The organism is Nonomuraea sp. bgisy101, from assembly GCF_057708945.1.
Window position 1 is genome coordinate 630,006 of record NZ_JBYITD010000001.1, and the last position, 25,296, is coordinate 655,301.

At 71.8% G+C, this 25,296-nt stretch carries 29 protein-coding genes; 13 read left to right on the plus strand and 16 right to left on the minus strand.

Going from position 1 to position 25,296, the window contains the following annotated elements; translation table 11 throughout:
• Positions 1 to 4: 4 nt before the first annotated feature.
• Both AC3EO4_RS02935 and AC3EO4_RS02940 read right to left on the minus strand, forming a co-directional pair.
• A complete protein-coding gene (locus AC3EO4_RS02935; protein WP_379578974.1) occupies positions 5 to 1,339 on the minus strand; it encodes a M14 family zinc carboxypeptidase in 1,335 nt (444 codons plus the stop codon).
• Between the two features lie 33 nt (positions 1,340 to 1,372).
• Positions 1,373 to 2,071, minus strand: a complete 699-nt coding sequence (locus tag AC3EO4_RS02940; protein WP_379578972.1) for a VIT1/CCC1 transporter family protein — start codon at positions 2,069 to 2,071, stop codon at positions 1,373 to 1,375.
• A gap of 105 nt (positions 2,072 to 2,176) precedes the next feature.
• Here AC3EO4_RS02940 and AC3EO4_RS02945 point away from each other — a divergent pair, with 105 nt between their 5' ends.
• On the plus strand, positions 2,177 to 2,938 hold the full coding sequence (locus AC3EO4_RS02945) for a cyclase family protein (protein WP_379578970.1): 762 nt from the start codon (positions 2,177 to 2,179) through the stop codon (positions 2,936 to 2,938).
• On the plus strand, positions 2,935 to 4,587 hold the full coding sequence (locus AC3EO4_RS02950) for a thiamine pyrophosphate-binding protein (protein WP_379578968.1): 1,653 nt from the start codon (positions 2,935 to 2,937) through the stop codon (positions 4,585 to 4,587). The genes AC3EO4_RS02945 and AC3EO4_RS02950 overlap by 4 nt, the downstream gene beginning before the upstream one ends.
• Positions 4,588 to 4,627: 40 nt before the next feature.
• Here AC3EO4_RS02950 and dhaM read toward each other — a convergent pair whose 3' ends face one another.
• The 3 genes from dhaM to dhaK all read right to left on the minus strand — a co-directional run bounded on the left by dhaM (position 4,628) and on the right by dhaK (position 6,928).
• Complete coding sequence (gene dhaM / locus AC3EO4_RS02955) at positions 4,628 to 5,038, minus strand: dihydroxyacetone kinase phosphoryl donor subunit DhaM (protein ID WP_379578967.1); 411 nt, start codon at positions 5,036 to 5,038, stop codon at positions 4,628 to 4,630.
• Between the two features lie 283 nt (positions 5,039 to 5,321).
• The gene (gene dhaL / locus AC3EO4_RS02960; protein WP_379578966.1) at positions 5,322 to 5,936 is read right to left on the minus strand and encodes a dihydroxyacetone kinase subunit DhaL; all 615 of its coding nucleotides are present in this window, start codon (positions 5,934 to 5,936) and stop codon (positions 5,322 to 5,324) included.
• A complete protein-coding gene (gene dhaK, locus AC3EO4_RS02965; protein WP_431893501.1) occupies positions 5,936 to 6,928 on the minus strand; it encodes a dihydroxyacetone kinase subunit DhaK in 993 nt (330 codons plus the stop codon). Before dhaK ends, dhaL begins: the two co-directional genes overlap by 1 nt.
• A 259-nt stretch (positions 6,929 to 7,187) precedes the next feature.
• On the opposite strand from dhaK, the gene AC3EO4_RS02970 reads away from it, so the two are divergent.
• Genes AC3EO4_RS02970 through AC3EO4_RS02980 form a run of 3 tightly spaced genes read left to right on the plus strand, consistent with a single transcriptional unit; the run spans position 7,188 to position 9,540 of the window.
• A complete protein-coding gene (locus tag AC3EO4_RS02970; RefSeq protein ID WP_379578962.1) occupies positions 7,188 to 7,598 on the plus strand; it encodes a VOC family protein in 411 nt (136 codons plus the stop codon).
• A gap of 29 nt (positions 7,599 to 7,627) precedes the next feature.
• Complete coding sequence (locus AC3EO4_RS02975) at positions 7,628 to 8,371, plus strand: lysophospholipid acyltransferase family protein (RefSeq protein WP_379578960.1); 744 nt, start codon at positions 7,628 to 7,630, stop codon at positions 8,369 to 8,371.
• A gap of 50 nt (positions 8,372 to 8,421) precedes the next feature.
• Positions 8,422 to 9,540 carry a DUF5685 family protein gene (locus AC3EO4_RS02980; RefSeq protein ID WP_431893504.1) on the plus strand — a complete coding sequence of 373 codons (1,119 nt, stop codon included), beginning with the start codon at positions 8,422 to 8,424 and terminating at the stop codon, positions 9,538 to 9,540.
• A gap of 90 nt (positions 9,541 to 9,630) precedes the next feature.
• On the opposite strand, the gene AC3EO4_RS02985 is transcribed toward AC3EO4_RS02980, so the two are convergent.
• From AC3EO4_RS02985 to AC3EO4_RS02995, 3 genes are all read right to left on the minus strand, one after another.
• Positions 9,631 to 10,440, minus strand: coding sequence for a serine/threonine-protein kinase (locus tag AC3EO4_RS02985; protein WP_379578956.1), 810 nt, complete (start codon positions 10,438 to 10,440; stop codon positions 9,631 to 9,633).
• Between the two features lie 97 nt (positions 10,441 to 10,537).
• Positions 10,538 to 11,299, minus strand: a complete 762-nt coding sequence (locus AC3EO4_RS02990; RefSeq protein ID WP_431893507.1) for a hypothetical protein — start codon at positions 11,297 to 11,299, stop codon at positions 10,538 to 10,540.
• Positions 11,300 to 11,304: 5 nt separating this feature from the next.
• Complete coding sequence (locus tag AC3EO4_RS02995) at positions 11,305 to 12,504, minus strand: MFS transporter (RefSeq protein ID WP_431893510.1); 1,200 nt, start codon at positions 12,502 to 12,504, stop codon at positions 11,305 to 11,307.
• Positions 12,505 to 12,567: 63 nt separating this feature from the next.
• On the opposite strand from AC3EO4_RS02995, the gene AC3EO4_RS03000 reads away from it, so the two are divergent.
• Complete coding sequence (locus AC3EO4_RS03000) at positions 12,568 to 13,122, plus strand: winged helix-turn-helix domain-containing protein (protein WP_379578952.1); 555 nt, start codon at positions 12,568 to 12,570, stop codon at positions 13,120 to 13,122.
• On the opposite strand, the gene AC3EO4_RS03005 is transcribed toward AC3EO4_RS03000, so the two are convergent.
• Positions 13,119 to 13,451 carry a GyrI-like domain-containing protein gene (locus AC3EO4_RS03005; protein WP_431893514.1) on the minus strand — a complete coding sequence of 111 codons (333 nt, stop codon included), beginning with the start codon at positions 13,449 to 13,451 and terminating at the stop codon, positions 13,119 to 13,121. The genes AC3EO4_RS03000 and AC3EO4_RS03005 overlap by 4 nt on opposite strands.
• 13 nt (positions 13,452 to 13,464) lie before the next feature.
• On the opposite strand from AC3EO4_RS03005, the gene AC3EO4_RS03010 reads away from it, so the two are divergent.
• On the plus strand, positions 13,465 to 14,433 hold the full coding sequence (locus AC3EO4_RS03010) for a helix-turn-helix transcriptional regulator (RefSeq protein ID WP_431893516.1): 969 nt from the start codon (positions 13,465 to 13,467) through the stop codon (positions 14,431 to 14,433).
• A gap of 24 nt (positions 14,434 to 14,457) precedes the next feature.
• Here AC3EO4_RS03010 and AC3EO4_RS03015 read toward each other — a convergent pair whose 3' ends face one another.
• From AC3EO4_RS03015 to AC3EO4_RS03025, 3 genes are all read right to left on the minus strand, one after another.
• The gene (locus AC3EO4_RS03015; protein WP_379578946.1) at positions 14,458 to 14,937 is read right to left on the minus strand and encodes a hypothetical protein; all 480 of its coding nucleotides are present in this window, start codon (positions 14,935 to 14,937) and stop codon (positions 14,458 to 14,460) included.
• Positions 14,934 to 15,455: an RNA polymerase sigma factor gene (locus AC3EO4_RS03020; RefSeq protein WP_379578944.1), complete on the minus strand. Its 522-nt coding sequence runs from the start codon at positions 15,453 to 15,455 to the stop codon at positions 14,934 to 14,936. The genes AC3EO4_RS03015 and AC3EO4_RS03020 overlap by 4 nt, the downstream gene beginning before the upstream one ends.
• A gap of 74 nt (positions 15,456 to 15,529) precedes the next feature.
• The gene (locus AC3EO4_RS03025) at positions 15,530 to 16,510 is read right to left on the minus strand and encodes a saccharopine dehydrogenase family protein (RefSeq protein ID WP_379578942.1); all 981 of its coding nucleotides are present in this window, start codon (positions 16,508 to 16,510) and stop codon (positions 15,530 to 15,532) included.
• 373 nt (positions 16,511 to 16,883) lie between these two features.
• Here AC3EO4_RS03025 and AC3EO4_RS03030 point away from each other — a divergent pair, with 373 nt between their 5' ends.
• The gene (locus AC3EO4_RS03030) at positions 16,884 to 17,681 is read left to right on the plus strand and encodes a hypothetical protein (protein WP_431893518.1); all 798 of its coding nucleotides are present in this window, start codon (positions 16,884 to 16,886) and stop codon (positions 17,679 to 17,681) included.
• 60 nt (positions 17,682 to 17,741) lie between these two features.
• On the opposite strand, the gene AC3EO4_RS03035 is transcribed toward AC3EO4_RS03030, so the two are convergent.
• Positions 17,742 to 17,981 carry a hypothetical protein gene (locus AC3EO4_RS03035; protein WP_431893520.1) on the minus strand — a complete coding sequence of 80 codons (240 nt, stop codon included), beginning with the start codon at positions 17,979 to 17,981 and terminating at the stop codon, positions 17,742 to 17,744.
• 173 nt (positions 17,982 to 18,154) lie between these two features.
• Between AC3EO4_RS03035 and AC3EO4_RS03040 the strand changes: the two genes are divergently transcribed.
• The 3 genes from AC3EO4_RS03040 (at position 18,155) to AC3EO4_RS03050 (ending at position 20,644) form a co-directional block, all read left to right on the plus strand.
• Entirely contained in the window at positions 18,155 to 18,745 is a 591-nt protein-coding gene (locus AC3EO4_RS03040) for a TetR/AcrR family transcriptional regulator (protein ID WP_431893523.1), read from the plus strand.
• Positions 18,745 to 19,608 (plus strand): haloalkane dehalogenase, encoded by an 864-nt coding sequence (locus AC3EO4_RS03045; RefSeq protein ID WP_379578934.1) that lies wholly within the window; start codon positions 18,745 to 18,747, stop codon positions 19,606 to 19,608. The genes AC3EO4_RS03040 and AC3EO4_RS03045 overlap by 1 nt, the downstream gene beginning before the upstream one ends.
• 442 nt (positions 19,609 to 20,050) lie before the next feature.
• Positions 20,051 to 20,644, plus strand: coding sequence for a hypothetical protein (locus tag AC3EO4_RS03050; RefSeq protein WP_379578932.1), 594 nt, complete (start codon positions 20,051 to 20,053; stop codon positions 20,642 to 20,644).
• Between the two features lie 187 nt (positions 20,645 to 20,831).
• Here the strand turns inward: AC3EO4_RS03050 and AC3EO4_RS03055 are convergent, their stop codons facing one another.
• On the minus strand, positions 20,832 to 21,380 hold the full coding sequence (locus tag AC3EO4_RS03055; RefSeq protein ID WP_379578930.1) for a YciI family protein: 549 nt from the start codon (positions 21,378 to 21,380) through the stop codon (positions 20,832 to 20,834).
• Positions 21,381 to 21,426: 46 nt separating this feature from the next.
• A complete protein-coding gene (locus tag AC3EO4_RS03060) occupies positions 21,427 to 21,990 on the minus strand; it encodes a GNAT family N-acetyltransferase (RefSeq protein ID WP_379578928.1) in 564 nt (187 codons plus the stop codon).
• Between the two features lie 269 nt (positions 21,991 to 22,259).
• Between AC3EO4_RS03060 and AC3EO4_RS03065 the strand changes: the two genes are divergently transcribed.
• Complete coding sequence (locus AC3EO4_RS03065) at positions 22,260 to 23,750, plus strand: AAA family ATPase (RefSeq protein WP_431893528.1); 1,491 nt, start codon at positions 22,260 to 22,262, stop codon at positions 23,748 to 23,750.
• Entirely contained in the window at positions 23,747 to 24,931 is a 1,185-nt protein-coding gene (locus tag AC3EO4_RS03070; protein WP_431893530.1) for a tetratricopeptide repeat protein, read from the plus strand. Before AC3EO4_RS03065 ends, AC3EO4_RS03070 begins: the two co-directional genes overlap by 4 nt.
• Before the next feature lie 36 nt (positions 24,932 to 24,967).
• On the opposite strand, the gene AC3EO4_RS03075 is transcribed toward AC3EO4_RS03070, so the two are convergent.
• Positions 24,968 to 25,096: a hypothetical protein gene (locus AC3EO4_RS03075; RefSeq protein ID WP_431893532.1), complete on the minus strand. Its 129-nt coding sequence runs from the start codon at positions 25,094 to 25,096 to the stop codon at positions 24,968 to 24,970.
• Positions 25,097 to 25,296: the final 200 nt, after the last annotated feature.

Genomic DNA, 25,296 nt, shown 5'->3' on the forward strand with positions numbered 1-25,296 from the left:
CGTCTCAGGCGTGGGCGGCGCCGAGCAGGATCGCGCCGTACTGGATCGCCACGAGGTCGTGGATCGGGATCGCCTTCTCCGAACCGGCCGCCTCGGCCTCGGCGCACCACTCGGCGTAGGTGGCGGCCAGGGCGGCGGTGTGCGAGCGGATCGTCGGCGTGGCGTTGCCGACGGCCAGCTCGCCGTCCAGCGCCCGCAGCAGCATGCCGCCGAACCGCAGGCGCACGCTGTTGAGCAGGTCGCGGCAGGAGGCCACCTCGGCCACGGTCGCGGGCCTGTCGTTCTCCGGCGCGCCCGCGCGGTGCTCGTCGGTGGCCGCGATGCCGGCGAGCATGGGGATGAAGGACCTGCTGGCCGACAGGAACGGCGAGCGCGTGACCAGGTCGCCCGAGACCGCGGCCATGATCTCGTCGAGCGCGGCGAAGGTGTCGCGCACGTCCGCGCCCCTGCGCAGCACCAGGTCCCTGTACGGCGTGTCGGTCGGCGTGGTGTCGGCCGCCGAGGCGTCCGTCCAGTAGGGGACCTCGGCGATGAGGCCGAGCGTGCCGTACCTCCTGATGTAGGAGTCGCTGGCCGCGCCGGTCAGGTGCTCGGTGGGATCCTGGCCCAGGCGTTCCAGATAGTCGTAGTAGTCCTCCATCGCGGGCGCCAGGTAGACGGCCTGTTCCAGCTCGCGGACGGAGGGGTGCTCGGGCTCGCCCGCGTGCAGCGGCACGCCGTACCTGCCCGGCAGGTCCTTCAACGCCGCCTGGAGCGGGGGGAGGGCCCTGGTGAGGTAGTAGAACGCGCCGCCGGCCTCGGCGTTGTGCAGGGTGGTGAAGAAGGCGGGCCTGGTGTCGTCGATCAGCCGCATGAGGGCCAGCGTCTCCGGCAGCACCCTGTCGAAGTAGGCGCGCTTGTAGCTGAAGGGGAAGGTCCACTCCACCTGCTCGTCGGCCGCGGGGCGGTAGAAGTGCCTGCCGTAGTGGGCCTTGGTGAAGGGGCCTGCGAACCAGCCCTCGTTGAGCCTGGTGCCGTCGGGGTCGAGGCAGCCGATCAGGTGCCAGGTGAAGCCTGTCGACTCGCGGAACCCCTGGTCGGAGCACAGGCGCGTGGCCAGGTGCATCACGGTGAGGCCGCCGATGGGCTCGTTCGGATGCGGTCCCGCGGCGACGACGGCGTGGCGCGGTCCTTCGCCCAGGGTCAGGCAGAGGAGCGGATCGCCCAGGCGGGAGGTGCCGATGCGGCGCAGCCCTGCCACGCCGGGGTGGTCGGCGGCCAGTCTGGTCAGGCACTCGTGAACCTCGTCCACGGTGGCGAATCGGTCGTATTCCGGCACGGAGTGGAGTTCGTCGAGCACACCCCAGTATGCCGATAAAGAGGCGAATCGCGCCTAGGAGATCGCGGCTCCCACGAGAGCGCCGATGCCGTACGTCAGGGCCGCCGCGGCCGTGCCGAGGACGAGCTGGCGGGCGCCGCCGAACAGCGGCGACCTGGTGGTCAGGCGGGCGACCAGCGCACCCGTGGCGAACAGCGCGAGGCCGGTGAGCGTGATCGCCACCAGCACCGATGACAGGCCGAACAGGAACGGCAGCACCGGGATCAGCGCCCCGGCGGCGAAGGCCAGGAACGACGAGCCGGCCGCCACCCACGGCGAGGGCAGGTCGTCGGGGTCGACCCCGAGCTCCTCGCGCGCGTGCACCCGCCACGCCACCTCACCGTCCTGGTGGAGCTGGCCGGCCACCTGCCTGGCCAGCTCGGGAGTCAGCCCGCGCGACTCGAACACCAGGGCCAGCTCCCGCTCCTCCGCCTCGGGGTTGCGGGCGATCTCCCGGCGCTCGACGGCGATCTCGGCCAAGGTCAGCTCCCGCTGGGAGGCGACGGAGGTGTACTCGCCCGTCGCCATCGAGAACGCACCTGCCGCCAGGCCCGCCAGCCCGGCGATCGCGACGGCCGTCGTCGACGCGCCGCCGCCGACCACGCCGGCCAGCAGCGCGGAGTTGGAGACCAGGCCGTCCATCACGCCGAAGACCGCGGGCCTGAGCCAGCCGCCCGTGACGTCGCGGTGGTGCCGGTGCAGTTCCGCAGTCACGACGTGCCTCCCATTTGTAACATTTGTTGCGAAGTAGCAGATGCTTCATCACATGATCGGCACATGTCAATGGGCAGGAGCCGGGCAGTGGGGAATGATGCGAGCATGTCGATCCTGCGAAACTTCCTGGAGAGCGTGCGCACCGGCGGCATCGAGGTCGTCGACCTGACCGCGCCCCTTTCCGACCGGACGCCGATCCTGCAGCTACCCGAGCCGTTCGGGAACACGATCCCGTTCCGCCTGGAGGAGATCAGCCACTACGACGACCGCGGGCCCGCCTGGTACTGGAACGACATCCACACGGGGGAGCACACCGGCACCCACTTCGACGCTCCCGTCCACTGGGTGACCAGCCGCGACGGCCAGGACGTCTCGCAGGTCCCCGTGCAGCGCCTGCTCGCGCCCGCCGCCATGCTCGACTTCGCCGCGGAGGCCTCCAAGGATCCCGACTTCCTGCTCCAGGTGGAGCACGTCCAGGAGTGGGAGCGGGTCAACGGTCCGCTGCCCGAGGGCGGCTGGCTCCTCTACCGCACCGGCTGGGACGCCAGGTCGGACAGCGCCGCCGACTTCCTCAACGAGGGCCACTCGCCCGGCATCTCGGTCGAGTGCGCCCGCTGGCTGGCGCAGGAGGCGCCGATCCTCGGCGTCGGCGTCGAGACCGTCGGCACCGACGCGGGCGCCGCCCACTCCTTCGACCCCGCCTTCCCCTGCCACTCGTTCCTGCTCGGTGCCGGCAAGTACGGCCTGACCCAGCTCCGCAACCTCGACAAGCTCCCGCCCACGGGCAGCGTCGTGGTCGCGCCGCCGCTGCCGATCGTCGGTGGCTCGGGCAGCCCCGTCCGCGTGCTGGCGCTGGTCGAACGATGACCGTCGCCACGCTCGTCGGCCGGGTGCTCGCAGGACTGGGCGTCGAGACGGTCTTCGGCGTGGTCGGCAGCGGCAACTTCCACGTCACCAACGCCCTCGTGGCCCACGGTGCGCGCTTCGTCGCGGCCCGCCACGAGGGCGGCGCCGCCACCATGGCCGACGCCTACGCGCGCATGAGCGGACACGTCGGCGTCCTGTCGGTGCACCAGGGCCCGGGGCTCACCAACGCGATGACCGGCATCACCGAGGCGGCCAAGAGCCGCACGCCGCTGATCGTGCTGGCGGGCGAGGCGACACAGGCCCGTTCGAACTTCCACATCGACCAGGACGCGATGGCCAGGGCCGTCGGCGCGACGCCGCTGCGGGTCCGCTCGGCGCCGACCGCCGTCGAGGACACCGTCGAAGCCTTCCGTGCGGCGCGCGCGGGCCGGACCGTGCTGCTCAACCTGCCCCTGGACGTGCAGGAGGAGCCCGGCGACTGGGACGAGGCGGGGGAGATCGTCGTCCGAAGCGCCCGTGCCGCCGCAGCGGTCATGCCCGAGCTGCCCTCCGAGCACGACACGGCGCGGCTGGCCGAGCTGCTGGCCGGCGCGCAGCGACCGGTGTTCGTGGCCGGACGCGGCGCCAGGCACGCCCGGCACGAGCTCGAGGCCCTCGCCGACCGGGTCGGGGCGCTGCTGGCCACCTCGGCGGTCGCCAAGGGGCTGTTCAGGGGCAGCCCGTGGGACCTCGACATCAGCGGGGGCTTCTCCTCGCCGGCGGCCGCCGAGCTGATCGCGGGCGCGGACGTGCTGGTGGGGTGGGGCTGCGCCCTCAACATGTGGACGACCAGGCACGGCAAGCTCATCGGGCCTCGTGCCATGGTCGTCCAGGTGGACCACGAACGCGACGCCATCGGCGCGCACAGGAGCGTCGACCTGGGCGTCGTGGGCGACGTCGCGTGGGTGGCCAGGGCGGTCGAGTCCGCGCTCGGCGAGCTGCCCTCGCGGGCGGGCGCGCGGACGCCCGAGCTGGCCGCCCGGATCGCGGGGGAGGTGCGCTGGCGCGGCGTGCCGTACAAGGACGAGAGCGGGGAGGGCAGGATCGACCCGAGGACGCTCACGATCGAGCTGGACGACCGGCTGCCCGCCGACCGCGTCGTCGCCACCGACTCCGGAAATTTCATGGGATATCCGGCGATGTTCCTTGATGTCCCGGATGAACGGGGGTTCTGCTTCACACAGGCCTTCCAGTCCATCGGCCTCGGCCTGGCCGGCGCGATCGGCGCGGCGGTCGCGCTGCCCGGCAGGCTTCCGGTGGCGGCGCTCGGCGACGGCGGCGCGCTGATGGGGATCGCGGAGCTGGAGACCGTGGTGCGTCTCGGGCTGCCGATGGTGGTCGTGGTCTACGACGACGAGGCCTACGGGGCCGAGGTGCACCATTTCGGACCCTCGGGGCATCCGCTCGACACCGTCACCTTCCCCGCCGTCGACCTGGCCGAGATCGCCAGAGGGTACGGCTGCGCGGCGGTGACCGTGAGGGAGAGGGGCGACCTGGCCGCGGTGACGTCATGGCTCGAAGGGCCGAGGGACCGGCCGTTGCTCGTCCACGCCAAGGTCAGCGCGGGGCATGGGTCGTGGTGGCTGGAGGAGGCCTTCCGAGGGCACTGACCTCGGGGGACGTCGGCCGGCTCCGGACGCTCGCGGGCTCTCAGAGCTTGCGGTAGACCCAGGCTTCCTCGGCGGCGGCCAGCACCTGGGCGAGGGGCGCGCCCGCCGCGGCGCAGACGGCCGCGGCGATCGCGCCCTCCACGAACGGCACGTCGGCAAGCACCACCTGTCCGGGCTCCTCCAGCAGCTTCGCCGTCAGGACCGAGCTGCCCAGGTCGGGAACGAGGAGCACGCCCGCGCCGGCGTCCACCTCGGCCACGGCCTCCTCGATGAGGTCGAGACTGGTGCCGAGCCCGCCGTCCTCGGTGCCTCCGGTCGCCGCCACCATGGCCTCCGGCCCGGCGATCTGCCTGGCCAGCGCCGCCGCCGCGGACGCCAGCGCGGCGCTGTGCGACACCAGGACGATTCCCACCACGCCGCTCACTCCCGCCTCCACCTGCCGTGCGACCACCCGCAGCCTCCCATCCCGGACGAGCCGACCCACGGACCAGCCCGAACCTGCCGGCGGCCCGCGTCATCGGGCCGGCCCACGTCGACGGTGCGGCCCGTGTCCTTGGCGCGGCCCATGTGCTTCGCGCGGCCCGCGTCGTTCGGGACGCCGTGGTTCGGGACGCCGTGGTTCGGGACGCCGTGGTTCGGGACGCCGCGGTTCGGGCGGTCGGCGTCCTTCGCGTTGTCCGAGGGGTGCGGGCCGTCCGAGCCGGCAGACGATCTTCTGCGCACCGGCCCGGCGGTCATGGGCGCAGGGCGGCGATCAGAAGGGCGGCCGAGGCGGCGCCGGGATCCTCGTGGCCGACGCTTCGCGGGCCGAGATAGCTCGCCCTGCCCTTGCGCGCCTGCAGCGGAATGGTCGCCTTGGCACCCCCGGCCGCCGCCACCGCCGCCCGCTCCAGCGCGTCGTCGGGCTTGATCCCGTCCTCGGCCGCCGCCGACAGCGCGCGCGACGCGGGCGCCAGGGCGTCGACCATCGTCTTGTCGCCCTCCGCCGCCCTGCCGAGCCGCTTCACCGCCTCGATCGCCGCCGTGAAGGCCGCGGCCAGCTCGTCGAGCGACACCTCCCTCGCCTCGCCCAGCGACTTGCCGAGCTGGCGGAACAGCGTGCCGTACAGGGGGCCCGACGCGCCGCCGACCCTGCGGATCAGCGTGGTGCCCACGAGGGTGAGCAGCTGTCCAGGGGTCTCCTGCGGGGTCTCGGCCAGCGCCTGCCGGACGGAAGTGAAGCCGCGGTCGAGGTTCGTGCCGTGGTCGGCGTCGCCGATGGCGGCGTCGAGCCTGGTCAGCAGGTCGCGGTTGATCGAGAGCACGCGGACGATCTCCTCGATCCACGCCCTGAAGAACGCGACGTCCATCAGCGCCCCCAGCGCAGCGCGGGCGTCTGCACGGGGGCGTCCCACAGCCGCGTGAGCTCCGCGTCGAGCCTGCACACGGTGACCGAGAAGCCCTGCATGTCGAGGCTCGTGACGTAGTTGCCGACCAGGGAGCGGGCCACGCGGGCTCCCTTCGCCCTGACGTAGCGCTCGACCTCGGCGAAGGCGACGTAGAGCTCGATCAGCGGGGTGCCGCCCATGCCGTTGACCATGACGAGCAGGTCGCCGGCCAGCGGGAGGTCACCGTGGATCGCGTCCATCGCGACGGTCGCCAGCTCGCGCGCCGGGGCCAGGGGCAGGCGGGAGCGGCCCGGCTCGCCGTGGATGCCGATGCCCAGCTCGACCTCCGTCTCGGGCAGGTCGAACGTGGGCTTGCCCGCGGCGGGCACGGTGCAGGAGGTGAGCGCGATGCCGAACGACCTGCTGCGCGCCACCACCGCCCCCGCCACCCTGGTCGTCTCCGCCAGCGGGGCGCCGCTCTCCGCCAGCGCCCCCGCGATCTTCTCCACGAAGAGCGTGGCGCCGGTGCCCCTGCGTCCGGCGGTGTAGAGCGAGTCCTGGACGGCCACGTCGTCGTCGACCACGACGCTGGAGACGGTCACGCCCTCATCGGCGCACAGTTCGGCGGCCATCTCGAAGTTCATGACGTCGCCGGTGTAGTTCTTGATGACATGGAGCACGCCGGCTCCGCCGTCGACGCGCCTGGTCGCCTCGACGACCTGGTCGGGCACCGGCGAGGTGAAGATCTCGCCGGGGCACGCGGCGTCGAGCATGCCGTGCCCGACGAAGCCCGCGTGCAGCGGCTCGTGTCCCGAGCCGCCGCCGGAGACCAGCGCGACCTTGCCCGTTCGAGGGGCGTCGGCCCGCCAGACGACCCGCCCCTCCACATCGACCCGGAGGGCGGGGTGGGCCGCGGCCAGCCCCTCCAGCGCCTCGGCGACCACGGACTCGGCGTTGTTGATGAGCTTCTTCACGCGCACCCTCCTGCCCGTTCCACGCTGACCCCTTTTCCCTTTTACGCCTGGATGCGGGGCGAAGCGCCGCTTTACCGCAATCTTGACGTGGAGTTCAGGGAGCTGTCCAGGAGTGCCTGCTCCGGCCCCGTTCGCCACATCATGGCTCTGACCTGGCCGGACACCTGGCACGCCGTCCAGCTGCGGGCGATCCGCTGGCCGGATGAGGACACGGGACGCGAGCCGGAGAACTGTCGGTGGCAGGGGATACGGTCGGCGCATGCGAATCGGCCTGACCCTCGACTGCGCCGACCCGACGAGGCTCGCCGCGTTCTGGAAGCTCGCGCTGGGCTACGAGGACGAGCCGCCGCCTCCGCCGTACGAGACGAGGCAGGAGTGGCTGGCCCAGTTCGACCTGTCGGAGGACGACCAGGACGACGGCGCGTGGCTGCACGACCCGAAGGGCGTCAATCCCAGCCTGTTCCTGCAGCAGGTCAGGGAGCCGAAGCTGCAGAAGATCAGGCTGCACCTCGACGTGCGCGTCTCGGAGGGCGTCGAGGACGGGCGTTGGGCGGTGGTCACCGAGGCGGTGGAGCGACTGGTCGCCGCGGGCGGCAGGCGGGTGGAGGTGTTCGACGGCCACCACGTGGTCATGGCCGATCCCGAGGGCAACGAGTTCTGCCTGTGCTGAGCGCTCGGTGAGTGCGTTACCTTCTGCACATGGCTGAGATCGTGTATCCGCCGGTGATCGCCACCGCGCGGACCCTCTTTCGGATCATGGACTACCGCTTCCACATGGAGGGGACCGAGCACATTCCGCGGACCGGCGGGGCGGTGCTGGTCAGCAACCACATCAGCTATCTCGACTTCATCTTCGCCGGCCTGGCCGCGCTGCCGTCCAAGCGGCTGGTGCGCTTCATGGCGAAGGACGACGTCTTCAAGCACCGCATCTCCGGCCCGCTCATGCGCGGCATGCACCACATCCCCGTCGACCGGGGGGCGGGCGCGGGCTCCTACGCAACCGCGCTGCGGATGCTGAAGGCGGGCGAGATCGTCGGCGTGTTCGCCGAGGCGACGATCAGCCGCTCCTTCACCGTCAAGGACATCAAGAACGGCGCCATCCGCATGGCGCAGGCCACCAAGGTGCCGATGATCCCGGTGGCGCTGTGGGGCAGCCAGCGGCTGTGGACCAAGGGCAGGCCCAAGCAGCTCACCCAGCGCCATGTGCCGCTCACGATCCTGGTGGGCGAGCCGATGTACCCCAAGCGCGGCGACGACATGGCCGAGTTGACCACCCGGCTGCACACCAGCATGTCGGAGCTGGTCGACAGGGCGCAGCGGACCTATCCGGAGATCCCGGCGGGCGTGTGGTGGCAGCCCGCCCATCTCGGGGGTACCGCCCCCACGCCCGAGGAGGCCGCGGCCATGGACGCCGCCGAGGCCGAACGCCGCGGCAAGGACTAGCGTCAGCGATCTTCTGGGAGGCTGTCTGCCAGCCGTACCAAAGGGGTCGAATGTTTGGGATCGTCCGTCCATGCCGCCATGTGCTGTGCGGTGGGCTGTTCAAGCAGTGGCTGGCGCACCTGTGCGGGCTGTGCCTGGCCCTGCGCGACGAGCACGGCCACGCCTCCAGGCTGGTCACCAACTACGACGGACTGCTGGTCTCGGTCCTGACCGAGGCGCAGACTCCCGACGCCGCCCCGCGCAGGCGCGCGGGCGCGTGCGCGCTGCGCGGGTTCAAGGGCGCGGACGTCGTCGAGGCTCAGGGCGTACGGCTGGCGGCGTCGGTCTCGCTGGTCCTCGCGGCGGGCAAGATGCGCGACCACGTCGCCGACGGCGACGGCGTCTACGGCCGCCGGCTGGTCGCCGCGGCCGCCGAGCGCGTGGCCGCCCGGTGGTCGCTGGCGGGCTCCCGTACGGCGGGGACGCTCGGATTCGACCCAGGGCCGTTGACGGCGGCGGTGGAGGAGCAGACCAGGCTGGAACGCACGCCGGGCCTGACGCTGCTGGAGTTGACGGCGCCGACGGAGGCCGCCGTCGCCGCCGCCTTCGCGCATACGGCGGTGCTGGCGGGCAAGCCCCACAACACGCAGGCGCTGGAGGAGGCGGGCCGCTTCTTCGGCCGCCTGGCCCACCTGCTGGACGCGGTGGAGGATCTGCCCCGCGACCGCGCGTCCGGCGCCTACAACCCGCTGACCGCCACGGCCACGGACCTGGTGACCGCCAGGAGGCACTGCGACGACGCCCTGTTAGGCCTGGGACTGGCGGTGGACGAGCTCGACCTGGAACGGCGCGGGCTGGTGCGGGCGCTGCTGGTCAAGGAGCTCGGGCACTCGGTCACCCGCGCCTTCTCCGAGGCCGAACAGGAAAGCCCCGAAAGGACCCGACAGCGGCCGCCTGACCCTGGAGGGCTGCTGTCGCTGGCGTGCACGACGCTGAGCTGCTGCACCTGCGGCCTGTACCGGCCCGAATGGGACGAGGAACACGAACGTGGGTGCTGCTCGCGGCTCGACTGCAGCGGCTGCGAGGCCTGCGGCAACTGCGACTGCTCGTGCTGCGGCGAGGACGGCTGTTGCGGCGACGGCTGCTGCTGCGACGGCTGCTGCTGCGACGGCTGCTCCTGCGACTGCTGAAACGAGCCCCGCCGCGTGGCGCGCGGCAGGGCTGTGCGATCGCTTCCTTGTGACTGCCTGGGGGCGTGACCGCCTGAGGCGGCTCGGCCGTCAGATGGCTTCCTGGTAGCTGCCAGGGGCGCGGACGCCGGCCAGCATGCCCGCGGCGCGTTCGGGGGAGGGGCGGCGGGCCGGATCGTGGTGGAGCAGGCCCTCGATCAGCGGGCGCAGCATCCCCGCCCTGCGCGGCCGGGGGAAGCCGCCCTGGCGGAGCAGGTCGAGCACGCCGGCGGCGTCCTTGCCCGGGTACGGTGGGCGCCCCTCGACCGCGCTGTAGAGCGTCGCGCCGAACGACCACATGTCGCCCTGCTTGGTGGCCATGCCGCCGGAGAGCCGTTCGGGCGCCATGAAGGCGGGAGTGCCGCGCAGGCCGCCCGAGCGCGTGGAGTTCAGGTCGGCCTCGGCGGTGGCGATGCCGAAGTCGGTCAGGACGACCCTGTCGCCGGTCAGCATGACGTTGGCGGGCTTGACGTCGCGGTGCAGGACGCCCGACTTGTGGGCGTGCCGCAGCGCGCCCAGCAGATGGCGGCCGAGGCCCGCGACGGAGGTGTCGGGCAGGGTGCCGACCTGGGAGAGCAGATCGTGCAGTGACAGGCCCTCCAGGTACTCCATGACGATCCAGAGCCGCCCCTGCTCCTCGACGAGGTCGTGGACGGTGACGATGCTCGGATGGGTCAGCCGCGCCGCCAGCCTGGCCTCGCGCAGCACGCGCCTGCGCACCGCCTCGGCCTCGCCGACCAACGTCAGCTCCTTCAGCGCCACCTCACGGTGCAGAAGCTGGTCGAACGCGCGCCATACCACGCCCATCCCGCCACGGCCTGCCTGCTCGCCAAGCCGGTATCGCCCGCCGATCTCCCGCATGTCATCCCCTCGTCGCTAGGGGTAATGATGTCAAATGATCGCGAAGGATATGCCGCCTCGGCTGATCTAGATATATGCGTGTTTATGAGGGTGCAGGTCAGAGGGGTAAGAACGTTGAGTCCGAGTCCCAGATCACTGTGCCGGACGGGTCCAGCAGGACCGCGTTGCCGTCGTCGCGCAGCACCAGCTCGGCGCCCGGCACGCCTGCCGTAGCGGACCGGAAGGAGACCAGGTGGCGCCTGCGGTCGCGGGCCGCGCGGTAGACGACCAGCGTGCCCTCGGGCTGCAGGAGGCAGACGCTGCCGCGCTCAGGGGAGGACATCCTGGCGCGGCGGCGGGGCGTGGCGCCGGAGAAGAGGGTCAGCACGCCCTTGTCGGTGAGCTCCAGCGAGTGCTGGCCGTTGGGGGAGCGGATGGGGAAGCCCTGCTCGATGGACTCGAAGCTTCTGATCCTGTTGTAGGAGGCCTGCCGGATCTCGGTGCCGGTGCACGGCGACCAGACGGGCCTGCCGTCGGGGCCGTAGATCACGAGGTTGCCGTCGTCGTGCAGGACGAGGCAGGAGCCCTCGGGGTGGCGGAAGGCGGGCTCGGGCCAGACCGCGCCGGCCGCGTTCCTGATGCCGAGCGAGCGGTTGCGGTCCATGGTGAGCCTCCCGCCGGGTATCCAGTGGTCGGTGGCCCACAGCGGCCTGCCGTTCTTGTCGCTCGGGAGCGCGCCCTGGTCGTAGAGGACGAGATTGCCGTCGGTCTGATACTCCAGCTTGAACTCTCTCCAGCCCTGCGCGGTCTTGCGCGACAGGATCCGGTCGCCGGGGTTCATCGACTCGCCTGACTTCAGTACGCGGGTGCGCTCGGCCATACCACTCAGACAGCCACAGGTTCGGGGCGGTGGGCAAGGGCCCGCGCAGCGACCGGCATGGCCATGAGACAGAGGACGACCGCGCCGACGAAGACCACGGGCAGACCGGCGACGGAGCCGACGAGACCGCCGAGCGCCGCGCCGAGCGGGTTGCCGCCCATCCCGATGAGCCGGTAGGCGGAGTTGACCCTGCCGAGCAGTTCCTCGGGAATGATCCGCTGGCGGAAGGACACGACCAGGACGTTGCCCGCCGCACTGGTGGCGCCGAGCAGGATGCCGGTGACGTAGACGGAGGGGACCGTGGGGAAGAGCACGGGCAGCAGCAGGGTGAGGCTGTTGGCGGTCCAGAAGGCGACCAGCGTGCTCCTCTCACCGAACCGGCGGGCGAGCGGGTCGGCGAGCAGCGAGCCGGTGATGGCGCCGACCGCCAGGACCGTCATGACCATGCCGTACTGGCTCGCGGTCATGCCGATCGCCGAGCCCTCGCCGACCGCCCACAGGACGAAGACCGACAGGTAGGCGGAGCTGCACGTGTTCATCACGCCCGCCGCGACGGCGAGATCGCGGACCGTGCGGTTGCGGACCAGGTAGCGCAGGCCCGTGGCGATGTCCTGGCGCAGCGGCGCGGTGGAGACCTCGGCGGGCCTGTACACGCCGCGCATGCCGAGGAGGAACAGTCCGGCGGCGGCGTAGAGCAGCGCGGGCGCGCCGAACAGGGCCATCGGGGCGAGGGTGACCAGGAATCCGGCCACGGGCGCGCCGACGAAGGTGTTGCCGATCGTCTGCGCCGCGACGACGCGGCCGTTGGCCCTGCCGAGCGACTCCTTGCCGACGGTCATCGGCAGCACCGTCTGCGCCGAGGTGTCGTTGAAGACCTCGCAGGCCCCCGCCACCAGCAGGATGGCCAGCAGGAGCGGCAGGTTCATCGCGTCCATGGCCACGGCGGCGGCGGTGCAGGCCAGGGCCAGGGCGCGGACGAAAGCGGTGATCACCATGATTCTGCGGCGGTCGCTCCTGTCGGCGATGGCGCCCGCGTGCAGCGCCAGCAGCAGCCACGGCAGCGTGGTGGCGACCCCGGCCAGCGATACGAGGGTGGGATCGCGGGTCAACGTGATCGCCAGCAGCGGGGCGCCGGTCAGCAGCACGCCGTCGGCCAGGTTCGAGGAGGTGGTGGAGGCCAGCAGGTATCTGAAGGAGCGTCCCACGGTCTATCCTTTATGCGTAGGAAGTTGTGCACATGTTTCTTTGCAAAGATAAGGCTGCACACTGTGGAACGCAAGACCGTCAGAGAGATGGACGCCCAGTCGCTCAAGGCGTTCACGCATCCGGTGAGGATGCGGCTGTACGAGCTGCTCGAGGAGTACGGCGCGGCGACCGCCACCATGCTGGCCGAGCGCATCGACGAGAACACCGGCGTGACCAGCTACCACCTGCGGCAGCTGGCCAAACACGGGCTCATCGTGGAGGTGCCGGAGAAGGCCAGGGGCAAGGAACGGTGGTGGCGCGCGGCCGGGTTCAGCACCGACACCGACAAGTTCCGCAAGGACCCCGACACGGCGGAGGCGGCCGAGGTGCTCATGGCCGGGCTGGTGCGCCAGCGGCACGGGGAGCTGAACCGCTGGGTCGAGGAGTCGAGGAACTCCCCGCGCGAGTGGATCGACGCGGCCACGCACACCAGGCGCTCCCTGCGGCTGCGCAGGGAGCACCTGGCCGAGCTCGGCAGGCGGGTGAGCGAGCTACTCGACTCCTACGCCGACGACGAGGGCGGCGAGCGGGTGGTCATCCACTTCGACGCCTTCCCGCTGGGCCAGCCGGAACGCTAGGGCCGCTCGGGGGCGAGGAGGAAGGCCAGTTCGATCTCCCTTTCGCCCATGTCGGGTTCCACGGCGGGGTCGATCTTGTAGAGCTCCAGACGCGCGGCCCAGCGCCCGTCCCGGACGTCGAAGGCCGGGCCCCGCTCCTCGGCCCAGGCGAGCAGGCCGGCGGTCACGCCGACGAGCCGGTCGGGGTGGCCGACATGGGTGACGGTCGCGTACGCGCCGCCGGGCAGCACCCCCGGCTCCACCTCGCCGTCGCCGGCCACGTAGGCGTTGCCCCTGTGCGGCACGATCCACCCAACGGGCGCGGGGACCATGGGAGCGCCCACTGACATCTATTGTCAGTGAATGCGCGCCTCCCGCCTCCTCTCGGTCCTCCTCCTGCTCCAGACGCGCGGCAGGATGACCGCCCAGCAGCTCGCCGACGAGCTCGGCGTCAGCGTCCGCACCGTCTACCGCGACGTCGAGGCGCTGCACGCCTCAGGCGTCCCCCTGTACGGCGAGGCGGGCCACGAGGGCGGCTACCGGCTCGTCGACGGCTACCGCACCCGGCTGACCGGGCTGACGGAGAAGGAGGCCCAGGCGCTGTTCCTGGCGGGCCTGCCGGGCCCGGCGGCCGAGCTCGGCCTCGGCGCTCTGGCGGCGGCGGCCGAGCTCAAGATCGAGGCGGCGCTCCCACCCGATCTGCGCGAGGGGTCGCGGTGCGTGCGCGAGCACTTCCACCTCGACTCGCCAGGCTGGTACCACGACGGCGACCAGGTGCCGCACCTGCCGGCCCTGGCCGACGCCGTGTGGAACAAGCTCGTCGTCGCCGTCCGCTACCGGCGCTGGCGGGAGCCGTACGAGGTGGAGCGCACGCTGGAGCCGTACGGGCTGGTGCTGAAGGCGGGCAGGTGGTACCTCGTCGCGCGCGCCGGCGCGGACCTGCGCACCTACCGCGTCAACCAGATCCTCGCCATGGAGGTGACCGAGCGGACCTTCGACCGGCCCGAGGGGTTCGACCTGGCCGCCCACTGGCGCGAGCACCTGAAGGACTTCCGCGCCCGGCTCATCCAGGGCCACGCCGTCGTACGGCTGTCGCCCGCAGGCGTCGAGCGGGCCGGCGAGCTGATGAGCTCGGCGGTCGTCGAGGCGGTCGCCCAGGGCGTGGAGGGCGAGGACGGCTGGGTCACCGCCACCGTCCCGATCGAGTCGCTGACCCACGCGCACTCGGAGTTCATGAAGCTGGGCGCGGAGGCGGAGGTGCTGGAGCCGGCCGCCCTCAGGGACAGGCTGATCGCGACCGCGCGCGCCCTGGCTGCCCTGTACCTGCCGTAGCCGGGCGCCGTCAGGGACGCGGCCTCACTCCTTCTCCCGCGTCAGCTCGCGCCTGCGGCGCAGCAGCGCCGCCCGCCTGACGTGGGCGCGTACGGTCGCCACCACCGACACCGCGACGAAGGCGGCCCCGATCCCCACGGCCAGGAGCAGGCCCGTGCCCCGCTGGACGGCCGCCGTCACCGTGACGGCGGTCATCATCGCGGAGGCGGCCAGCGCGAGCCAGCCGGCGATCACCCTGTCGAGCGCGAACAGCGGCGCCCGCCGCGTGACCATCCACCCGCCGTAGCACGCCCAGGCCAGGCAGAACACCAGGAAGCCGGCGAAGGCCACCTGCGTACGGCCCGGCAGCGGCTCCGGCTCCGTCGCCCAGAGCAGCCCCACGAAGGCCGCTCCCGCCAGTCCCGTCACCAGAGGCACCGCGCCCAGCACGCGCCGCCACGGCGACAGTGCCGGCGACAGCCGCCCGACCAGTTCGTCCGCCGACATCCGAGGCTCCTCGTTCATGGCTGGAATCCCTTCTCCGTGAGGTGGTCGCGCAACAGCCGACGGGCCCTGCTGAGCCTGGACTTCGCGGTGCCCTCGGGGATCGCGCAGATCTCCGCGCACTCGCGCAGCGAAAGGTCCTCCAGGTAGAACAGGACGAGAATCTCCCGCTCCCGCACCGGCAGCGCCGACAGCCCCGCGACCAGCTCGGCGCGGTCCACGACGGCGGTCATGGAGTCCTCGGCGGGCGGCTCCTCGCCCGAAGGCGTCTCGGCCCTGCCGTACTCCTCCCTCAGCCGGTCGGTCACGGCCCGCCTGGCGATCGTGAACAGCCAGGGAGTGAACCTCGCCGGATCCTTCAGCCGCGGCAGCCCTCTGAAGACGGCCAGCCACACCTCCTGGGACACGTCGTCGGCTCTCTCGGCGTCGAGCATGCGCCGGACGTACGTCCACACCGGTACATGCCAAGCCCGCACCAGTTCGGCGAAGGCGTCCCGCTCACCGAGCAGGCAGCGCAGCACCAGCAGCTCGTCGGTCATCTCGTTCTCCCGTCACCCGTCACCCAGAGCAGTCGGAGAACCGGGCCTCCTGGTTCACGGTCGCCGCGAGGTTCTCATGCGCCGAGGTCGAGGGTGAAGCGGCCGGCCGCCAGCTCGGTCAGGAACGGGACGGGGTCCACCAGCTGGTCGACGTGCCCGACTCCCGGCGCCATGGCGGGCAGGCGGGCCACGAGCATGGCGGCGACGAGGCCTGTGGCGCGGCTCTGCCCGCGCCCGCCGAGGGAAGCCTGGACCGAGCCCGAGCGGACGGTCACCGCGAACCCGTCGCTCCCGAGGTGCACCCTGCTCATCGCGGTCAGCAGCAGGTCGCGCACCTTCGGGCGGCCCAGCAGGCGGGCGACGGCGGGCCTTCTCGCGGCGGCCAGCAACGCCGTGCTGAGGCGGGAGTCCAGGCACAGCCCGGTCTCCGCGGAGGCCAGGCCCAGGGTCTGGGGCAGCGTGTACTGGTCGGAGAAGGGGAACCGGTGGACGGTGCGCCTGCCGTACGGCGCGGGGAACCGCATCGGCCACGATCCTTCGAGCCTGCCCAGGCCGTCCAGCGTCCATGCGACGGCCGCGGGGCCGTGCCGCTCTCCCGCCCCGAGCAGCGCCCCGATGCGTACCTTCCGCGCTCCCGAGCGCTCGACGCAGTACCGCGCGAGCAGGTTGGTGACGCCCGGCACCAGCCCGACGCTGAGGACGGCCTTCGCATCGCGCTTCCTGGCCACGTCGTCGAGGTCCTCGATCCCGGCGAGCACGTGGTGGGTGGCCGACACGTCCAGGTAGTGGACGCCCCGCTCCAGGCAGGCGCGGGCCACGCGCGGGTTGTCGAGCTCGGCGCACATGAGCACGGCGTCGACGCCGTCCAGCGCGCGGGCGAGATCGGCGGGGTCGGCGGCGTCCACCCGCATGACGGTGGTTCCCCGGACGGGCCTGGCTCTGCCGGGATCGCGCCCGGCCAGCACCACCCGCGTGCCTGGCAGGTGGCCGACGAGCGCGGTGGCGGCCTCGCGGCCGACGGCGCCGTATCCGCCGAGGATGAGGACCTTGTTCATGGGCCTTCCCAATTTCTGTAGTATGACTACAACAATGTTTCTGTAGTGGCACTATAGCCAATTTGGCGGCCGGCGCCGCCCCGGCTTGACGCGGCAGGTGACCGGCTCATTCGGCGCCGACAGGACGATCAACGGAGGGCGCGCGCCGACCACGCCTTGATCGTGGCGATCGAGGCCCGTCCGGTGGCTCGCCGCCGCCCTGACCTGGTCCGGTGTCGTGTGGTACTGCGCTGGCCGCGGCCCTCGCGCTGACGAGCGCGCCACCAAGATCTCTCGAATGCGAACCTTTGCGGCATTAAGTGCGTCACACCCTGCACATCTGTGACCGCTGAGCTTGGAGAGACGAGTGGTGTTAGATCGCAGAGTCATAGCCATGGTCATGACCATGACCGCGGCGTTCAGCGTGGAGGGCGCCGCCGCGGACGCCGCGGCCCCCTCGGCCGTGAAGGCGCCTCCGGTCGCCGCGGCCGGGGCCACCGCGCGCGTGGTCACGCCCGCCGTGACGCTCACCGCCCCACCGGCCGCGGTGCCCGCCGCGGCCGGCGGGGCGGGGAAGGCGGAATGCGTCCGCGTCAAAGGCGCGAGAGCCTGCGTGGGGCTGGACCAGAGCGCCCTGCCGGGAATCACCGTCCAGGACACCAAGAAGGACAGGCTCCACGCCGCGGTGGAGTACTACCAGAACGGCTACCTGGGGACGAAGTACGTCATCCACAACCTCGCGCGCGAGGGCGAGATCAGGGGGAACCGTCAGATCGGCAAGACCGTCACCTTCAGGGCGGCCGTGTACAAGGGGGATCGCCGGATCAAGGTCAGTGGGTGGAAGACGGTCAGCGACGTCACCAAGCACCCCGTCAAGCGGGAGACCCGGGTGACCCCTGCCGGCGCGCGGGCCCGATCCGAGGTCTGCACCTCGACGAAGGGCGCGGCCGACATGTGCTTCGGCGAGAAGAAGACATTCGTCTTCGCGTGCGACACGGGCGCCGACCGCCATCAGGCACGGGCGGAGTACTTCCTGAACGGCGATCCCACGGCGCGCTTCGAGATCCATCAGCTCGGGGGGCTGAACACGTGCGGCAAGGCCGTACACGGTGACCTCGCCGTGAGCATGTACCGCGCCTCGGTGTTCGACGACACCCATCTCGTGGCGACCAGGCTCTACAAGTACAACTAGGGGGAGCCCGCCGCCGTAGCGTGTCGTCCTGACCGTTGGGTCAGGACGACACGCGGCCTGTCACTTGAACGTGTGAAGGATCAGGTAGCGGGTCATGTCGAGGATCTGCCAGTTGAGCTCCTTGAGCTCCTTCTCCTTACCCCGCTTCTCGTCGCAGTCGGACCAGTCATGTTGTGAGCAGCGCGCGGTGGTCGTCGCGGCGGAGGCGCTGGTGGTGATGAGCGGGGCGGCGGCCAGGCCGACCAGGGCTGCGGCGGCCGCGATGGCGGCGGCGTGCCGGACGTCGGAAATGCGACGCATGGGTGATCTCCCTCGATAACAGGCGGTCGAGCCGGGGGGAGAACGGCCGTGGGCCGCTTCGGGGTTCTACCGTCAGATCGCAGCCCGCGAATCGCCAGCGCGATGAAAATCAACGTCAAGTCGGGGACGGAGCGCGATTGACAAAATCAATACGGTCGTACATATTGAACGTCATGGCGCGAGCTTCCAACAAAGAGCAGATCCTCCGTGAAGGACTTCACGTCGTGCGCAGACGCGGGTTCAACGCGGCAGGGGTGCGGGACATCACCGCCGCCGCAGGTGTCCCGCAGGGGTCGTTCACCAACCATTTCGCCTCCAAGGAGGCGTTCGGGCTGGAGATCCTCGAGCGGTACTTCACCGACGACGTCGGATCGGCGATCGAGGCGACGCTGCGCGACACCGACCTGCCGCCGGTCGAGCGGCTGCGGGCCTACTTCGACCTCATCACCGCCCGTTTCGAATCGCGCGAGTGGCGCGACGGATGCCTGATCGGGAACCTGAGCCTGGAGTCGGCCGAGACCAGTGAGGCCCTGCGCACGCGGCTGTCGGAGATCTTCGCGCAGTGGCGCGAACCGTTCGCCGACAGCCTGGAGGAGGCCGCGGCGGCCGGGGCGATCCGGCTTGACATGCCGGCTCTCGACCTGGCCGACTTCCTGCTCGCCTCCTGGCAGGGCGCGATCCTGCGCATGAAGGTCGACCACAGCCCCCAGCCGCTCCAGCGGTTCAAAGAGATCGTCTTTTCCACCATCCTGCGGAGAGCCTGATGAACGCCCACGACCCCCACCCCCGCAAGCGCGTCGCCGTCGCCGGCACGGAGCTCAGCTACGTCGACACCGGCTCCGGCGACCCGATCGTCTTCCTGCACGGCAACCCCACCTCCTCCTACCTGTGGCGCAACGTCATCCCCCACGTCGCCGACCTCGGCCGATGCCTGGCCCCCGACCTGGCGGGGATGGGCGCCTCGGATCCCTCGCCCGACGGTGCCTACCGCTTCGCCGACCACGCCCGCCGCCTCGACGCCTGGTTCGACGCGCTGGACCTCGACCGCGACGTGACCCTGGTGCTGCACGACTGGGGCTCGGCCCTCGGATTCCACTGGGCCGAGCGCCACCGTGAGCGGGTCAAGGCGATCGCGTACATGGAGGCCATCGTCCAGCCCCGCCTCTGGACCGACTTCCCGCCCGGACGTGACGCGCTCTTCCGGACGATGCGCTCGCCCGAAGGGGAGCGGCTCATCCTGCAGGAGAACTTCTTCGTCGAGACCGTGCTGCCGAAGAGCATCCTGCGCACGCTGAGCGACGCCGAGATGGATGCCTACCGCGCGCCCTTCCCCACGCCGGAGTCCCGGATCCCGACACTGGTCTTCCCCCGCGAGCTGCCCATCGACGGCACGCCCGAGGACGTCGCCGCGATCGTCGAAGCCTACGGCCGGTGGCTGGCGGAAAGCCCGCTGCCCAAGCTCCTCATCAGCGCCGAACCCGGCGCCCTGCTGGTCGGCCGCGCGCTGGAGTTCGCCCGCACCTGGCCGAACCAGCAGGAGGTCACCGTGTCCGGCAGCCACTACATCCAGGAGGACTCACCGGAGGAGATCGGTATCGCGCTGCGCGAGTTCGTCCTCAAACTCTGAGCGGCTCGCCAGATCCGCCGAGGACGGTCACCAGGCCTGGACCGAGGGCTCCCGCGCACCTGGGATCCTCTGAGTCGAGGCCGAGGCGCGGCAACGGGGAGGCGCCGCCGCCACACAGCGGCAGTCCGGTCAGGGGCGACCGGTCCGTCTCGAGGGTCTCCCGGTCGAAGCCGAGCCGCCGGATCGGCTTCTCGACGGTTGACCGCGGCAGGAGGACGCCTGCGGGAGGTGCTGCCGTGGAGCGACGCGGGTGCTCGCTGCTTCCCTTCCCATACCTGGGGGACGGACCGGGGCGGCCGTGGCCGCGAGGGATCCCCGGCGGTCCACATCTTCGCGGAAGGTCCCCGTGCGCGACTCCCTCGGTGGAGGGAGGTGCCAGGCCGTGCCGTCCGGAACAGTCGTGGCGTCAGTCCACGCCATCCACCGGATCGGAGCACCCGTCATGATCAGGACCACCGCTCGAGTCGTCGCGGTCCTCGCGCTGGCCGCCACGACCACCACAGGCGCGGCAGGCGCGGCGGCGGCACCCACCAGGAGCGCTTCGGCGCCCACGACCACCGCCGCCATCAAGGGATGGGCGCGGATGTACTTCCCCGCCCCCGGCAACGACGTCCAGGTCACGGTCGACGCGCACGGCGAGTACACCTCCGCCAGTCCCGCCTTCCCGACCCGGGCGTGGGGCACGTTCCGCATCTACCACGCGGTCCAGGAGCCGGGGAAGCCGCGCCTGGTCAACTGGGGCGAGGTCAAGGTCGACTGCCTGACCACCGGCGGGCCCATCGCGACCGTGACGGGTACGCTCGTCCGCGCCACCCCCGGCGGGCCGTGGGAGGACCTGGTGAAGCGGCGCATCCGCATGGGAGTGAGCTTCTACGTCGCCCGCAAGGGTGCGGGCCCCAGCAGGATCGGGCTGGCGGGAGCGACGGCCAAGGGAGAGCCGCTCCTGACCAGATGCATGGCCCCGGCGCCCGACGCGCCCGTGACGAAGGGGGGCTACACCCTCACGGAGAAGGGCCCGCTCGACACCTCTCAGTGAGCGACGCCGCCGGGACCGGGTCACGCGAAGGCGAGCGACAGGATCGCCAACCGGTCCTGGGCGCTGCTCGGCCGGTTCGCCACGAGGCCGCGCGGTCCTGGAGGACCTCGCCGATGGGTGGTGACCAGCCGCCCGCGTGCCGTCCGCGCGAGTTCCGGCCCCGACCTCGGCGACGGTCACGTGCTCATTACCGCCGCCCGCCGAACGTCCAGTCGTGGACCTCGATGTCGGCGTACCGGTCCACGGTCAGGACATCGCGTGCCGCATCCGGGTCGGGCGCACGGACCAGCAGCGCCGTACCCAGCCAGGCGTTGCCGTCGTCGGACAGCAGCGGCCCGTACGCGATCAGCTCGTCCCGGTCGGCCGGCGGGACGAGGTCGGCAGCCTGCCCGGAGCCGAGGCCCAGCACCAGATACCGGTCGCCGCCGTCCCGGCCGCCGGGGAAATCCCACATGGTGCGCCCCAGCACGTTGCGCCATCGGCGCAACACCACGTCCCGGTACACGCCGGCCTGGTAGTTGGGCTCGTCGAAGACGAACGCACGCGCAGTGGCGAGATCCGGCAGGTCCACGATGTGCACGCTGCCGGTGGCCGTGTCGCCGCCGCGGCCGAAGGTCGGGCCACGGGCGATCATCTCCGCCGCGTACCGGTCCATGTAGGACCAGTGCTCTTCCAGCAGCTCGTCGCGCAGCGCCGCCGAGTCAGGCCGATCGCGGTGATAACAGAAGAACTCCATACCGGGAGTACCTACCATGGACCGCGGCGACAGCGATCTACGGCGGTCAGACCGGAGTATCGGCCCGTCGTCTGTGCAGGTGGCCGTCCCTCGGGAACGGCGGCCGAGCCGGAAGGACCTGGTGAAACCGGTATCTCGCCTTCTCCGCGACCCGGCACGAGGCGAGATTGTCCACCTGGTGAAGCAGGTCGAGACGTTCCAGGCCTTCGACCGCGAAGACGTCGAAGGCCCACGTGGTGATCGCTTCGAGGGCACGGGGGGCCACGCCCCGGCCACGGGCGTGCGCCGCCGTCCAGTAGCCGACCTCTGCGGACTCCCGGCCAGGACCGGTCCGCTTCATGACCACGTTGCCGGCCAGCCGGCGTTCGTCGGGCTCGGGATGATCTTCATGAACGGCGAAACTCAGCCGTTCTCCGGTCTCCCAGCCGCGCCTCTGAAGCTCCAGCCACTCCACCGCGTCCTCGACGCTCTCGACAGGGAGCCTCGTCCAACGGCGCAACGTGGGATCGCGATAGGCCTTGATCAGCGGTTCGACGTCGCCGTCGTTCCACGGGCGCAGGAAGAGCGCAGAGGCGGACGGCGTCGCCTCCACCCGCAAGGTGACATTCATCAAGGTCCTCCCCGGAAGGCTCAGCTGATCATCTCTCATCCCGCGACCTGTGAATCGCGGGGTCGGAACCTGGCTCGCCGCCCGCGCCGACCACGAACCCACCGTCGACGCGCTCGCCTCCAGCCACGCCGCCCGCAAGGTCGCCGACGTCGCCGCCGCGCTCCACGCCATCCTCGCCATCACCTCACCGCGGGCCGCCATGTCGCTCTATTTCGGTATCTTGCGTATTTGTGGTGGATTGATACTCCTGCGACAGAAGGGAATGGCTCGTGCGCGACGACGCCGGCCTCCAGGCGCTCCGCGAGGCGGCGCGTCTGTCACCCGACAACCTCCCCCTCCGCCAGCACCTGGCCGCCCAGCTGCTGGAAAGGGGGTACCTCGCCGAGGCCGAAGCCGAGTTCCGTGCCGCGCTCGTGCTCGCGCCCGGAAACCCGGACATCATCGCCGGACTGGCGGAGGCGTTCGTCAGGCAGAGCAATTACGGTCCCGCGCTGGCGGCGCTCGACCAGCTGCTCGCCGTACCCGGCTACCCGCCCAGGCTGGGGGTGCTGGCGGCGCGGGCGCTGCTCGGCGAGGGCGATGTGCCCGCGGCGGCCAGGCGCTACCACGAGGCGGTCTCCCGCGACCCGTCCGCCGGCGACCCCGACCTCGCCGCCAAGCTCGCGATCCCCGCCCCGCCGGCCGCGACGTACCCGGCGCCGCGGCAGCCGTACCAGGCCTACCCGGCGCCGACGCCCGGCCAGGGCTACCAGTACCAGCAGCCGGCCTACCAGCAGGCCCCCACCAACCAGCAGAGCCCGCCCTACCAGGAACAGCCCCCGGCCTACCCCCAGGGCCAGGCCTACCAGCAGGGCCAGGCCTACCAGCAGGCGCCGGAGAGCAGCGCCGAGGTGGAGCGCTCCGGCACGTCCTTCGCGGACGTGGCCGGCATGGAGTCGGTCAAGGAGGCGCTGCGGATCAAGCTGCTGCTGCCGCTCCAGCAGCCCGAGCTGTTCGCCGCGTACGGCAAGCGCGCCGGCGGCGGTGTCCTGCTGTACGGCCCGCCGGGAGCCGGTAAGACCCACCTGGCCAGGGCTGCCGCCGGAGAGCTCGGCGCCTCGTTCGTCAACGTGGGCCTGGCCGACATCCTCGACATGTACGTGGGGTCGAGCGAGCGCAACCTGCGCGCCACGTTCGACCTGGCCCGCCGTAACCGGCCGTGCGTGCTGTTCTTCGACGAGGTCGACGCGCTGGCGGCCCGCCGCTCCGACATGCGGCAGGCGCACGCGCGGCAGCTGGTCAACCAGTTCCTGGCGGAGCTGGACGGCGTGGACCAGAGCGCCAACGAGGGTGTCCTGGTGCTGGCGGCGACGAACGCCCCCTGGTACGTGGACGTGGCCTTCCGCCGTCCAGGCCGGCTCGACCAGCCGGTGTTCGTGCCGCCGCCTGACGCGGCGGCACGGGCGGCCATCCTGCGCATCCTGTGTCGCGACAAGCCGCTGGCCGAGATGGACTTCGACGCGGTGGCGCGGGCGACCGAGCATTGCGTTGGCGCGGACCTGAAGGGCGTGGTCGACCGGGCGGTCGAGGCCAAGCTCCAGCAGTCGATCAGCGCGGGCAGGCCGCTGCCGCTGTCGACGCCCGACCTGCTGGCCGCCGCGGGGAGTGTGCGGCCGACGGCGGTCCGCGAGTGGATGGCGACCGCGCGCAATTACGTGATGCACGCCAACGACTCGGGCGCGTGGGACGAGCTGATGCCGTGGGTCAAGGGGAAGTGGTGACGGTCACCGGTTCGCTCGACCGGGCGCGGACCCTGCTGGAGCTGCGCCGGCCCGCCGACGCCGAGCGGGAGGTGCGCGGCGTTCTCGCGCAGGAGCCGCACGACACGACCGCGCACGCCTTCCTGGCGCTCGCGCTCATCCAGCAGGGCGGCGTGGCCGAGGCGGTGGCGGAGGCGCACGAGGCGGTACGGCTGGCGCCTGACCACTGGTTCCCCCATTACGTGGCCGGCCAGGTGCACCAGCGCGCCGGCCGTCCCGACGAGGCGTTCGCCGCGGTCAGCGCGTCGCTGGCGCTGGAGCCGCAGCACGCGCCGACCTGGGAGCTCCTGGCCAGGACGCATCTGCTGCGGGGCGAGTGGCAGGGGATGGCGGAGGCGGCGAGCCGGGGGATGGCGATCGACCCCGACGACGCCGACCTGGCCAGCCTGCTGGCCGTCGCGCTCACCATGCTCGGGCAGGCAGAGCCGGCCAGGGCGGCGGCGGCGCGTGCCGTACAGCTGGATCCGGAGAGCGCCACCGCGCACCTCGCCTACGGCAGGATGGCGCTGGCTTTCAAGGATCCGGGGACGGCCGCCGCCGCCTTCCGCGAGGTGCTGCGGCTCGACCCGGGCTTCGGCCAGGCACGAGAGTTGCTGGTGCAGGCGTTGAAGGAGCGCAATCCGCTCTACCGGCTGCTCGCCAGGCTGCGTGGCACCTTCAGGGGCGGGCGGCTGGTGTTCCTGCTGCCCGCCGTGCCGCCGCTGATCGTGGTGTTCATCCTCATCGCGGTGCTGCACTGGGCGGCGTGGGTGGCCGAGGCGTGGACGACGCTGCGCCTGGCCCGCGCCAAGGCCACCAGCCTGCTGTTCGAGGGGGTCGAAGCACGGGTGGCCGTGGCCTGCTGCGGGCTGGTCGCGGCTGGTGCGGCGCTGCTCACGCTGGGTGTGGCGGCCGGCCTCGGCGCGGTGGGCACAGCGGGGGCGGCGGTCATGGCCCTGGCCACTCCCGTGCAGGAGGCCGTGCACACCGGCTCCGCCGCCGGCAGGGGGCTGCTGTACGGCTGGACGGCGCTGCTCGTCCTGACCGTCGTCGCGGCCGTGGTGTTCGCCTCGGCGACGACGGCGCTGCTGGCCGTGTACGCGGCGCTGGCCACGATCTGGCTCGCGGCGGGCGTACGGCGCGCGCTTCCCCACGACGCCTGAACCCGCCCCCGCGCCTGGCCCCGGCGGCGGGCCCGCTCAGACGGGGGCGTCCTCGCCGCCGTAGTGCGAGCGGCCGGTGAGCACCGTGTTCGTCGGACAGGTGAACGGGTCGATCCACTCCTGCACCATCTCGGCGTGGGCACGCTCGACGGCGGCCGGGCGCACCCGCCGGACACCTGCCCGGAGCGACGCGGCAGCATCATCGAGACCTATGGGGGACGGGCGGCGATCGGCGGGCGATCACGAGCTGTCCGTGCAACGGGCCAGACCTGGACGACAGAGCGGCGCGGCGGGCTCGGGGAGCAGGATCCTCGAGCCCGACCGCGTGTCTGGAAATACGCGAAATATCAACCCATGTGGGGGTA